General features: G+C 73.6%; 10 protein-coding genes. 6 read left to right on the top strand and 4 right to left on the bottom strand.

Annotated features, from left to right (window positions below; translation table 11 throughout):
* Positions 1-6: 6 nt before the first annotated feature.
* Positions 7-243: a hypothetical protein gene (locus AB0J67_RS35565; RefSeq protein WP_363489236.1), complete on the bottom strand. Its 237-nt coding sequence runs from the start codon at positions 241-243 to the stop codon at positions 7-9.
* 89 nt (positions 244-332) lie between these two features.
* On the opposite strand from AB0J67_RS35565, the gene AB0J67_RS35560 reads away from it, so the two are divergent.
* From AB0J67_RS35560 to AB0J67_RS35550, 3 genes are all read left to right on the top strand, one after another.
* Positions 333-2,270, top strand: a complete 1,938-nt coding sequence (locus AB0J67_RS35560) for a bifunctional adenosylcobinamide kinase/adenosylcobinamide-phosphate guanylyltransferase (protein ID WP_363489234.1) — start codon at positions 333-335, stop codon at positions 2,268-2,270.
* Positions 2,248-3,018: an adenosylcobinamide-GDP ribazoletransferase gene (gene cobS, locus AB0J67_RS35555; RefSeq protein ID WP_363489232.1), complete on the top strand. Its 771-nt coding sequence runs from the start codon at positions 2,248-2,250 to the stop codon at positions 3,016-3,018. The genes AB0J67_RS35560 and cobS overlap by 23 nt, the downstream gene beginning before the upstream one ends.
* Positions 3,019-3,217: 199 nt before the next feature.
* Complete coding sequence (locus tag AB0J67_RS35550) at positions 3,218-4,285, top strand: hypothetical protein (protein WP_363489230.1); 1,068 nt, start codon at positions 3,218-3,220, stop codon at positions 4,283-4,285.
* Here AB0J67_RS35550 and AB0J67_RS35545 read toward each other — a convergent pair.
* On the bottom strand, positions 4,282-4,632 hold the full coding sequence (locus AB0J67_RS35545; protein ID WP_363489228.1) for an MmcQ/YjbR family DNA-binding protein: 351 nt from the start codon (positions 4,630-4,632) through the stop codon (positions 4,282-4,284). The genes AB0J67_RS35550 and AB0J67_RS35545 overlap by 4 nt on opposite strands.
* Before the next feature lie 164 nt (positions 4,633-4,796).
* Positions 4,797-5,918, bottom strand: a complete 1,122-nt coding sequence (gene gcvT / locus AB0J67_RS35540; protein WP_363489226.1) for a glycine cleavage system aminomethyltransferase GcvT — start codon at positions 5,916-5,918, stop codon at positions 4,797-4,799.
* 72 nt (positions 5,919-5,990) lie between these two features.
* On the opposite strand from gcvT, the gene AB0J67_RS35535 reads away from it, so the two are divergent.
* The gene (locus AB0J67_RS35535) at positions 5,991-7,559 is read left to right on the top strand and encodes a leucyl aminopeptidase (protein ID WP_363489224.1); all 1,569 of its coding nucleotides are present in this window, start codon (positions 5,991-5,993) and stop codon (positions 7,557-7,559) included.
* A 128-nt stretch (positions 7,560-7,687) separates the two neighbouring features.
* Here the strand turns inward: AB0J67_RS35535 and AB0J67_RS35530 are convergent, their stop codons facing one another.
* Positions 7,688-8,008 (bottom strand): hypothetical protein, encoded by a 321-nt coding sequence (locus AB0J67_RS35530; RefSeq protein ID WP_363489222.1) that lies wholly within the window; start codon positions 8,006-8,008, stop codon positions 7,688-7,690.
* Positions 8,009-8,180: 172 nt separating this feature from the next.
* On the opposite strand from AB0J67_RS35530, the gene lpdA reads away from it, so the two are divergent.
* Positions 8,181-9,557, top strand: a complete 1,377-nt coding sequence (gene lpdA, locus AB0J67_RS35525) for a dihydrolipoyl dehydrogenase (protein WP_363489220.1) — start codon at positions 8,181-8,183, stop codon at positions 9,555-9,557.
* Positions 9,558-9,624: 67 nt separating this feature from the next.
* Positions 9,625-11,388 (top strand): 2-oxoglutarate dehydrogenase, E2 component, dihydrolipoamide succinyltransferase, encoded by a 1,764-nt coding sequence (sucB, locus tag AB0J67_RS35520; protein WP_363489218.1) that lies wholly within the window; start codon positions 9,625-9,627, stop codon positions 11,386-11,388.
* Positions 11,389-11,455 lie beyond the last annotated feature (67 nt).

Raw genomic sequence — 11,455 nt, 5'->3', positions numbered from 1 at the left:
GCCAGGTCAGGGTGTGGGGTCGGCGGATGCCGAGCCGGGTGCCGCCGAGGGGGCGCAGACCGTCGTGGCGGTGGCGGTCGACGGGACGACCTCGACGAGCACCACCTCGACCGCACCGGCGGCGACCAGGTCACGCCAGGTCTGCCCCAGCCAGGACTCCGCGTCTGCCTGGTTGCTGAACGTCTCGTTCGGGCCCTCTACGGGCTTGCCCTCCGCGTCCTCGTACCGCCAGCTCCATGTCATGACGATCAGCCTATCCGGCGGCGCGCGGCCGGCCGCGCAGGCACGCATCCGCTGCCCCGCCCCGCCGGCGAAGGTCATAAGGTACGGGCATGTCGCATGACGGTTGGCCCACACACATCGGGGCGCGGGTGCTGGTGCTCGGCGGGATCCGCTCCGGAAAGAGCGAGTACGCCGAATCTCTGCTGATGGGCGCGCGGTCGGTGCGCTACCTCGCCACCGCGCTCGCCGACGGCGGCGACCCGGCGTTCGCCGAGCGCGTCGCCGCGCACCGCGAGCGCCGCCCGCAGACCTGGGTGACCGTCGAGACGTACGGCGACCCCGACGCGCTCACCAGCGCGCTGCAGCAGGCCGCGGCGGACGAGACGCTGCTCGTCGACGACCTGGGCGGCTGGGTGGTGAGCCTGCTGGACCGCGCGGACGCGCAGGCGCACATCGGCCGGCTCGCCGCGGCGGTCGGCTCCTGCCCGGCGCGCGTGGTGCTGGTCAGCCCCGAGGTGGGCCTGTCCGTGGTGCCGCCGACCGAGGCCGGCGTGCGCTTCGCCGACCTGCTGGGACTGACCAATCAGGCCGTCGCCGCCGCCTGCGACGCGGTCACGCTCGTCGTCGCGGGGCAGCCCGCCTGGCTGCGCCGCCCCGACGCCGCTACCGGCGCCGCCGTCGAGTTCGGCACGTCCGACACCGCACTGGACCAGCCAGCAGCCGGCCACGGCGCAGTCGCGACCGCCGGCCCGGCTGCGGCGACCGCCGGGGCCGGTGTCGCGGCCGCTGCCACCCCGGCTCCGGCCGCCCCAGGCGCGAACGGTTCGGTAGCCGCCGGCCAGACCCGCCCGGCCGCGACGGAGTACGTCAGCCCCGAGGTGTTCACGCCGGTCGCCGCCGCGGCCCGGCCCTCCGACGCGCCCGCCGACCGCGAGCCGGCCGCGCAGGTCGCCGACACCGGCCTGGTCATCGAGCCCGGCGCGAACCTGCCCATCCCGGACAGCGACGCCCGCGACGCCGCCCGAGACCACCTGGACCTGCTCGACGTGCCCGGCGCGGGGCTGGGCCGGCTGGCCGACATCGTGCTGTTCGCCGCGGGCGCGCAGGGCCGTGCGGTCCCCGCGCCGTGGGCGCGGCCGCGCCTGCTGCTGCTGCACGGCGACCACCAGGGCGACGTCGCGGCCGGGGAGACCGCTCGCCGCTCGGCCCGCACCGCCGCCGAGGCGCGCCGGGGCGAGGGCCCGATCGGCGTGCTCGCCGCCGAGCACGGGGTGAGCGTGCAGGTCGTCGAGACCGACCCGGCCGAGGCCATCGAGCACTTCGAGGCGATGCCCGCCGAGGCGGTCGAGGACCTGCTGCGCCGCGGCTGGCGGCTGGCCGACGAGGCCGTCGACAGCGGTGTGGACCTGCTGATCCTCGGCTCCTGCGGGGCGGGCGCGGAGTCCACGGCGGCCGCGGTGGTCTCCGCCGTCACCGGCGCCGAGGTGCCCGGCCTGCTGGCCCGGGTGGTCGGCGCCGACGGCACCGTGGACGACGCCGCGTGGATGCTGCGCTGCGCGGCCGTACGCGACGCCATGCACCGCGTGCGCGGGCGCGTGCTGTCGGCCCGCGAGCTGCTCACCGAGCTGGGCGGGCCGGACCTGGCGGTGGCCGCGGGCGTGATCCTGGGCGCGACCGCGCGGCGGACCCCGGTGCTGCTGGACGGGCCCGTGGGCGTCGCGGCCGGGCTGGTCGCCCGCGATCTGGGCAGCCAGTCGCGGCTGTGGTGCGCGCTGGCCGACACGGGCCGCCACCCCACCACGGTGCTGGCCGCCGACGTGCTCGGCACGACCGCGCTGACCGACCTGAACGCGAGCCTCGGCGAGGGCGCGGGCGCGCTGCTGGCGCTGCCGCTGCTGCGCTCGGCGCTGACGCTGGCCGCGTCGCTGCCGGTGCTGCCGCCCATCCTGGACGAGCCCCCGGCGCACCTGCAGGAGCCCGACGACGAGCCGGACGACGCGACCGACCCGGCCGAGTCGCGGGCCGATGACGCGTCCATCGTGGACTGACGGCCTGCGGCTGGCGCTGACCACGTTGACGGTCGCGCCGGTCGCCGGTCCCGACCGCCTGGACCGGACCGTCGCGGGCTGGTCCATGCGGCTGGCCCCGGCGGTCGGCGCGCTGCTCGGGCTGGTGCTCGGCGGCGTGCTCGCGGTGCTCGCGGCAGGACTGCCCGCGCTGGTCGCGGCGGGCCTGACCGTGGGCCTGGCCGCGCTGCTCAGCCGCGGGCTGCACCTGGACGGGCTGGCCGACACGGTCGACGCGCTGGGGTCGTACCGCTCCCGCGAGCGCGCCCTGGAGATCATGAAGTCGCCGGAGGTGGGGCCGTTCGGCGTGGTGGCCCTGGCGCTGGTGCTGCTGCTGCAGACCGCGGCCCTGGCGCAGCTGTCCACGCGGCCGCCGCTCGCGCTGCTCGCCGCCGTCGCGGCCGCCGTCGCCGGGGGCCGCCTCGCCATCACCGCGGCGTGCCGGCGCGGCATCCCGGCGGCCCGGCCCGGCGGCATGGGCGCGCTCGTCGCGGGCACCGTCGGCCCGGCCGCGGTGGCGGTGAACGCGCTGCTGGTGGCGGCGCTGGCGGTCCCCGCGGTGCCGCATCGCCCCTGGCAGGGCCCGCTGGCCGTCGCGATCGCACTGTCCGTGGTGGTCGCGCTGCGCGCCCATGTCGTACGCCGGCTCGGCGGCGTCACCGGCGACGTCCTCGGCTTCCTGTCGGAGACGGCGACGACCGTCATCGCCATCGGGCTGCTCGTGCGCTGAGCCGAGCGGTCCGAGACGGCGACGACCGTCATCGTCGTCGGGCTGCTCGCGCGCTGAGCCGGGGCTGTGTCCGAAGCAGCCGCCGGCGCTGATCATCCGGGCTGCTCGTGCGCTGAGTCGAGCGGCGTCCGAAGCGGTCCGACGCCGATCACCGTCGGGCCGGTTCTCTTCTGAGCCGCATGCCACTAGCATGACGCGAATGATCTTCGAGTCCGCCACGCCGCTCGCCCGCGCCTGCGACGCGCTCCTGCGCGCCCGCCGCGAACGCGACCTGGAGGCGTTCGAGTCGGCGACGGCGCAGCTGTGGGAGGCCGCGCAGAGCGCGTCGCCCGACGAACTGACCTCCGCCCTGGTGGCCTGCTCGGGGCTGCTGGCCGAGCTCGACCCCGGTTTCGGCGGCGAGTTCGCGGTGCTGTGCGGCGCGCTGGTCGAACGCGGCGCGGACGCCGACCCGCTGGCGATGGTGCTGTGCATGCGGCTGGCTGAGGTCGCCGTGCACGCCGCCGAGTTCGCGCAGGTGTGGGCGCGCGAGTTCCCCGGCGTCGACGTGCCCGAGCCGGAGCAGTCGGAGTTCGAGGCGGCGCTGGAGCGCCTGGACGAGACGATCCCGCCGGACCAGGCGGTGCGGCTGACGGAGAGCTGGTTCGGGCTGGCGTCCTGGATGCGCTGCGCGACCACGGTGCTGCAGCACTCCCCCACGGCGCGGCTGGCCTGCCGGTGCACGCCCGGCCTGCGGTCGGCGCTGTCCGCACTGGAGCAGGTGCGCGAGGACACCGGCTGGGTGTCGATGCTGCTGTCGGTGCTCGACGCCGAGCAGCTGCTGGTCCTGCACCGGGGCACCGGACGCGGCTGGCGGGTCAGCATCAGCGGCGTCGGCGACAACTTCCAGCTGCACGTGCTGCTGGCCGCGGTCCTGTCCGGGCCGGCCGAGCAGGGCATGCTCGACGGGCTGCACGTCGACCCGGCGTGGACGGCGGTGGCCCTGGACGCGCCGTACGAGGCGTTCGGCGGGCAGGTCAAGGGCTGGTTCAACCTGGTCGACGCGTACGGCAACTGGATCTGGAACGAGGGCGTGCCCGCCGACATCCCCGCCCCCGAGGGCGTGCGGATCATCCAGCTGGACCCGCCGCCGTACGAGCGGAGCTGGGACAACGCCCGCCGCTTCCCGATGATGGCCGCGTCGATCTCGCTCGACGAGGTGCTGTCGCCCGAGGAGGCCGCGATGTGGCTGAGCCGCTGCACCGAGGGCAAGACCCTGGCCGGCTAGGCCCCCGCGTCGTACTGCTTGACCAGCTTCTTCGGCGCGGTCCGCCGCCACGCCTCGACCACCAGCTCCCGCAGCTCGTCCGCCTCGACCCGATCGAGCGCGACCTGGACCCACCCGAACCGCCCGACGTACGCCGCCACGGAGTACACCTCCGGCGCGGCCGCCAGCAGCGCCGCCTGCTCCTCCTTCGACGCCTTCACCGTCATCACGGTGCTCCCCGGCGTCCCCGACGCGAACATCTTGTCGCCCACCCGCAGCGTCGGATGCCCCCACTCCTCGACCATGACCTCCCCGGTCCCAGGAAGCTCCAGCACCCAACCCCGCACCTGCTCATACGTCACACCCACGCCCGCACCGTACCCGCCCCCGCGAAGATCGCGACGAGCGCGAGCTACGAGGCACGGGCGGCGGGCAGGCGACGCCGCGAAGAAGGAGCACCCTCCGTAACGCGTTAAGAAGGGCACCTTCTACCACGCATAGCGTTAAGAAGGTGCCCTTCCTTGCGTTTGGGTTACTTGACGGAGGGGGTGACGAAGGGGGGTTTCGTCACGGTCATGGAGCTGCGGCGGCCGCGGACGTCGACCTCGACGGTGTCGCCCTCGGTGAGGCCGGTGGCGGTGTCGAGCAGGGCCAGGGCGATGCCGACCTTGCGGGTCGGGGAGAAGGTGCCGCTGGTGACCTCGCCGACCGTGGTGTCGCCGGAGAGCACCGCCATGTGCGGGCGCGGGATGCCGCGGTCGTTGGCGACCAGGCCCCACAGGGTGCGGCGGGCGCCGGCCGCCTTCTCGGCGGTGAGCACGTCGCGGCCCCAGAAGGCGGGCTTGTTCCAGCCCACGGCCCAGCCGGCGCGGGCCTGCACCGGGGTGATCTCCATGGACAGGTCCTGGCCGTGCAGCGGGTATCCCATCTCGGTGCGCAGCGTGTCCCGGGCGGCCAGGCCGCAGGCCCGCGCCTCGACGCTCGCGCCGAACAGCCGGTCCCACACCACCGCCGCGTCCGACGACGGGACGACCAGCTCGTAGCCGTGCTCGCCGGTGTAGCCGGTGCGGCACACGGTCAGCGTGACCCCGTCCAGCTCCGCTGTGGCGAAGCTCATGTACTCGTGCCCGGTGGGCAGCCCCAGCTCGGCGAGCAGGTCGGCCGCCCGCGGCCCCTGCACCGCCAGCACCGCGAAGTCCGCGTGCTCGTTCGTCACGGTCAGCTCCGCCGGTGCCGCGGCGGTCAGCCGGCGGACGACCTCGGTGGTGTTCGCCGCGTTCGGGATCAGGAAGACGTGGTCGTCCCCGTACAGATACGCGATGATGTCGTCCACCACACCGCCGGTCGCGTCGTCGCAGCACAGCGTGTACTGCGCCTTGCCCGGCTTGATCCGGCCCAGGTCGTTGGTGAGGCAGGCGTTGACGAACTCCGCGGCGCCCGGCCCGGTGATGCGGGCCTTGCCGAGGTGGCTGACGTCGAATACGCCCACTCCCTCGCGGACCGCGGTGTGCTCCTTGAGCACCCCGCCTCCGGCATACTCCAACGGCATGTCCCAGCCGCCGAAAGCGGCGAACTTGGCGCCCAGCGCGGTGTGACGCTCATGCAGGGGTGATCTGAGCAGGTCGGCTGAGTCTTTTGAACCCACGTCGGTCATGAGCGCAACTTACCCTGGCGTTTGGTGTTCGTTAGCATCGGCGCAGCAACCCACTTCCACCAGGAGTACTTTGTGACCACGCCCACCACGGCTCTGCCATCGCTGAGCCTCGCCGACACCGACCCCGCCGACCTCACCGTGGACGCCGTCGTCATCGGCGTACACAGTCAGGAAGGCGCCGAGGGCGCGGCCGGCGAGCTGCTGCTGGCGTCCGGGGCCGAGAGCATCGCCGCCGCGTTCGACGGCAAGCTGACCGCCACCCTGGCGCTGCTCGGCGCGACCGGCGGCGCGGGCGAGGTCACCAAGCTCGCCACGCTCGGCACGATCACGGCCCCGGTGCTGGTCGCCGTCGGCCTGGGCGGCGAGCCGTCCGGCGCCGCGCCCGCCCCGGAGACGCTGCGCCGCGCCACCGCCGCCGCGGTCCGCGCGCTCGCCGGCGCGAAGAAGGTCGCGCTGGCGCTGCCGCTGTCCGACGACGCCGACGACACCGGCGCGCTCACCCTGCGCGCGGTCGCGGAGGGCGCGGCGCTGGGCGCGTACCGGTTCTCGGGATACAAGGGCAAGCCGTCCGCGAGCCGCAAGGACCCGGTCACCGCGGTGTCGGTGCTGGTGCCCGACGCCAAGGAGGCCTCCGCCAACACCGAGGTCAAGCGTGCCGCCGTGGTGACCGCCGCGGTAGCCCGCACCCGCGACTGGGTCAACGCCCCCGCCAACCTGCTGCGCCCGCCGTCGTTCGCCGACGAGATCGCCGCGGTCGCCGGCAAGGCCGGCCTGGACGTCGAGGTGCTCGACGAGAAGGCGCTGACCGAGGGCGGCTTCGGCGGCATCCTCGCCGTCGGCATGGGCTCGGCCGCCAAGCCGCGCCTGGTCAAGATCACCTACAAGCCGGCCCAGGCGACCACCACCGTGGCGCTGATCGGCAAGGGCATCACCTTCGACACCGGTGGCGTCTCCATCAAGCCCGCCCAGGGCATGTGGGAGATGAAGTCGGACATGGCCGGCGCCGCCGCCGTGGCCAGCGTCATGGTCGCCATCGCCGAGCTCAAGCCGGCCGTCGCGGTGACCGCGTACATCCCGATCGCGGAGAACATGCTGTCGGGCGACGCGTACCGGCCCGGCGACGTGATCACCATGCGCAGCGGCAAGAAGGTCGAGGTGCTCAACACCGACGCCGAGGGCCGCATGATCCTCGCCGACGCGATCGCGCTGGCCTGCGAGGCGCAGCCGGACTACCTGATCGAGACCTCGACGCTGACCGGCGGCCAGGTCGTCGCGCTGGGCAAGAAGATCGCCGGCGTGATGGGCTCGGAGGCGCTGGCCCAGCGCACCAAGGCGGCCGGCGAGCTGGTCGGCGAGCCGACCTGGCCGATGCCGCTGCCGGACGAGATCCGCAAGTCGATGGAGTCGGACGTCGCCGACATCCTGCAGGTCAGCGCGGGTATGGAGCGCGCCGGCCACATGCTGCAGGGCGGTGTGTTCCTGCGCGAGTTCGTGGCCGAGGGCGTCGAGTGGGCGCACATCGACATCGCGGGCCCGTCGTTCCACTCCGGCGAGGCCACCGGCCACTGGAGCAAGGGCGGCACCGGCGTCCCGGTCCGCACCCTGGTCGCCCTCCTGGACGACCTCGCCGCCAACGGCTGACCCCCTGCCGACGCAGCCGCGCCGGGTCAGTGACGGCGGCTGGTCAAGATCGCTGTTTTGTGTCACGAAGTGCGGTTAAACCTCACTTCGTGACACGAAACAGCGATCTTCCCCCACCCACGGTGGGTTCAGTCGGTGGGGCGGAGCTTCTGGCGGGCGTTGTAGTCGCGCATGCGCTGGGGGTAGCCGACGAGCTGGACGTCGTAGACGGGCATCGCCAGCCGCTTGGCGAACTGGCGCACCACGGTGGGGCTGGGCATGCGGCGACGGGTCCACTCACCGTCGTGGGCGATCAGGATGACGGTGGTTCCGGTCACCGTCGTCCGCGGCTCGATGAACGCCTCGACACCCCGGCGGGACTGCGCGAACTGCTCCAGATGTGCGACGTCGGCCGGGTTGGCCGGACGATCTGCCGAGGACCCGCTGCCCCGGCGGCGGAACCAACCCACACCCGCTCCTCTGTCGAAGGTCTCACTCCGGTGCGCATGGTACTGGGCAAGAGTAGCCAGACGTGTCCTTGAGCACCTCCAGTGCGCGCCCCGGCTCCGGCAGTGACAAGATGACCGGGTGTGGGCTGAGCACACACCGGCTCAGTGGCAATGACGCGACCTTGGAGCGATCGTGAGCGAGACCTTTGACGTAGTCATCCTCGGCGGCGGTAGCGGCGGGTACGCCACCGCGCTGCGCGCGGCACAGCTGGGTCTGTCCGTCGCGCTGATCGAGAAGGACAAGCTGGGCGGCACGTGCCTGCACCGGGGCTGCATCCCGACCAAGGCGCTGCTGCACGCCGGCGAGGTCGCCGACCAGACCCGCGAGGCCGGGCACATCGGCATCAAGGCCGAGCTGATCGAGATCGACATGGCGGGCATCAACTCGTACAAGGACGGCGTCGTCGCCGGCCTGTACAAGGGCCTGCAGGGCCTGGTGAAGGCCGCGAAGATCACCTACGTCGAGGGCACCGGCAAGCTGGTCGCGCCGAACGCCGTCGAGGCGAACGGGCAGCGCTACACCGGCCGCAACATCGTGCTGGCCACCGGTTCCTACTCCAAGAGCCTGCCCGGCCTGGACCTGGACGGCGAGCGGGTCATCGCCAGCGAGCACGCCCTCACCCTGGACCGCGTCCCCGCGTCCGCGATCGTGCTGGGCGGCGGCGTCATCGGCGTCGAGTTCGCCAGCGCCTGGAAGTCGCTGGGCGCCGAGGTGACCATCGTCGAGGCCCTGCCGCGCCTGGTCGCCGCCGAGGACCCGGACATCTCCAAGCAGCTCGAGCGCACCTTCCGCAAGCGCGGCATCGGCTTCAAGGTCGGCAAGCCGTTCGAGAAGGTCGAGAAGACCGACTCGGGCGTGAAGGTCACCATCGCCGGTGGCGACACCCTGGAGGCCGAGCTGCTGCTGGTCGCCGTCGGCCGCGGCCCGGCCACCGCCAACTGCGGCTTCGAGGAGCAGGGCGTCACCATGGAGCGCGGCTTCGTCATCACCGACGAGCGCCTGCGCACCAACCTGCCCAACGTGTACGCCGTCGGCGACATCGTGCCCGGCCTGCAGCTGGCGCACCGCGGCTTCCTCCAGGGCATCTTCGTCGCCGAGACGATCGCCGGCCAGAACCCGGCCCCGATCGTCGAGTCCGGCATCCCGCGCGTCACCTACACCGACCCGGAGATCGCGTCGGTCGGCATCACCGAGGCGCAGGCCAAGGAGAAGTTCGGCGCGGACAACGTCGAGACGTACAACTACAACCTCGGCGGCAACGGCAAGAGCAAGATCCTGGGCACCCAGGGCTTCGTGAAGCTCGTGCGCCAGAAGGACGGCCCGGTCGTCGGCGTCCACATGATCGGCGCCCGTATGGGCGAGCAGGTCGGCGAGGCCTCGCTGATCGTGAACTGGGAGGCCTTCCCGGCCGAGGTCGCGCAGCTGATCCACGCGCACCCGACCCAGAACGAGGCGCTCGGCGAGGCGCACCTGGCGCTGGCGGGCAAGCCGCTGCACGCCCACAACTGACGCGTTTAAGCTCAGTTCGTCCTATTCGAAACAGCGGATCAGCACTTACACCGAGGAGTCTGAAGCAATGCCGGTATCGGTAACCATGCCGCGGCTCGGCGAGAGCGTCACCGAGGGCACCGTCACCCGGTGGCTCAAGCAGGAGGGTGACCGGGTAGAGGTCGACGAGCCGCTGCTCGAGGTCTCGACCGACAAGGTCGACACCGAGATCCCGTCCCCGGCCGCCGGCATCCTCAGCAAGATCATCGTCGGCGAGGACGAGACCGCTGAGGTGGGCGCCGAGCTGGCGGTCATCGCCGGTGAGGGCGAGAGCCCGGCCGCGGCCGCCCCGGCCGCCGAGGCCCCCGCCGCTGAGGCGCCCGCCGCCGAGGCCGCCGCCCCGGCCGCTCCGGCCCAGGAGGCGGCACCGGCGCCGGCTCAGGCCGAGGCAGCCCCCGCGGCTCCGGCGGCTCCCGCCGGCGACGCGACCCCGGTGAAGATGCCCGCACTCGGCGAGAGCGTCACCGAGGGCACCGTCACCCGCTGGCTGAAGGCCGTCGGCGAGACGGTCGAGGTCGACGAGCCGCTGCTCGAGGTCTCCACGGACAAGGTCGACACGGAGATCCCGTCCCCGGTCGCCGGCACCCTGCTGGAGATCACGGTCCCCGAGGACGAGACCGCCGCGGTCGGCGCCCAGCTCGCCCTGATCGGCGCCGCGGGCGCGGCCCCGGCCGCCGCGGCTCCCGCCCCGGCAGCTCCGGCTCCGGCGGCTGCCGCCCCGGCTCCGGCCGCTCCGGCTCCGGCCGCCCCCGCTCCGGCGGCTGCCCCGGCGCCCGCTGCTCCGGCCCAGGCCGCTCCGGCTGCTCCCGCCCAGGCCGCCCCGGCTGCTCCGGCTCCGGCCGCGGACGTCACCGGCGCCGACGGCTACGTCACCCCGCTGGTGCGCAAGCTCGCCGCCGAGAACGGCGTGGACCTGGGCAAGGTCACCGGCACCGGCGTCGGCGGCCGTATCCGCAAGCAGGACGTGCTCGACGCGGCCGCCAAGGCCAAGGCTCCGGCCGCGGCCCCCGCCGCAGCCGGCCCGGCCGCGCCCGCCGCGGCTCCGGCCGCCAAGGCCGCCCCGAGCCCGCTGCGCGGTCGCACCGAGAAGCTGTCGCGGCTGCGCACCACCATCGCCAAGCGCATGGTGGAGTCGCTGCAGGTCTCGGCGCAGCTCACCACCGTGGTCGAGGTCGACGTCACCAAGATCGCGAAGCTGCGCGAGCAGGCCAAGGCCGACTTCCTCGCCAAGAACGGCGTGAAGCTGTCCTTCCTGCCGTTCTTCGCGCTGGCCTCGGTCGAGGCGCTACGGGTGCACCCGAACGTGAACGCGTCGATGGACCTGGAGGCCGGCACGGTCACCTACCACGACGCCGAGCACCTGGGCATGGCCGTGGACACCGACAAGGGCCTCATCGTCCCGGTGATCCGCAACGCCGGCGACCTCAACCTGGCGGGCCTGGCCCGCCGGATCGCCGACGTGGCCGAGCGCACCCGCTCCAACAAGATCCTGCCGGACGAGCTGTCGGGCGGCACCTTCACGCTGACCAACACCGGCAGCCGGGGCGCCCTGTTCGACACGCCGATCATCAACCAGCCGCAGGTCGCCATCCTCGGCACCGGCGCGGTCGTCAAGCGGGCCGTGGTCGTGGACGACGCGAGCCTCGGCGAGCTGATCGTGCCGCGGTACATGGTCTACCTGGCCCTCTCCTACGACCACCGCCTGGTGGACGGCTCCGACGCGGCCCGCTTCCTGGGCACCGTCAAGGAGCGCCTGGAGGCCGGCAACTTCGAGGCCGAACTCGGTCTCTGACCGGGCGATCCGCCGGTCCGCGACGCTGGACCTCGGCGGTCTGCCCGCGCACCGTCGTGCCGCCGCC

It is taken from the genome of Catellatospora sp. NPDC049609, assembly GCF_040675365.1.
Lineage (GTDB): Bacteria > Actinomycetota > Actinomycetes > Mycobacteriales > Micromonosporaceae > Catellatospora.
The sequence above is the reverse complement of the archived record's forward strand: the minus strand, read 5'-3'. Positions and strand labels throughout refer to the sequence as shown.

What these genes read in the sequence shown, in the direction of transcription:
- AB0J67_RS35565 (WP_363489236.1), bottom strand. Translation starts at nt 243, where the DNA reads ATGACATGGAGCTGGCGGTACGAGGACGCGGAGGGCAAGCCCGTAGAG.
- AB0J67_RS35560 (WP_363489234.1), top strand. Translation starts at nt 333, where the DNA reads ATGTCGCATGACGGTTGGCCCACACACATCGGGGCGCGGGTGCTGGTG.
- cobS (WP_363489232.1), top strand. Translation starts at nt 2,248, where the DNA reads ATGACGCGTCCATCGTGGACTGACGGCCTGCGGCTGGCGCTGACCACG.
- AB0J67_RS35550 (WP_363489230.1), top strand. Translation starts at nt 3,218, where the DNA reads ATGATCTTCGAGTCCGCCACGCCGCTCGCCCGCGCCTGCGACGCGCTC.
- gcvT (WP_363489226.1), bottom strand. Translation starts at nt 5,918, where the DNA reads ATGACCGACGTGGGTTCAAAAGACTCAGCCGACCTGCTCAGATCACCC.
- sucB (WP_363489218.1), top strand. Translation starts at nt 9,625, where the DNA reads ATGCCGGTATCGGTAACCATGCCGCGGCTCGGCGAGAGCGTCACCGAG.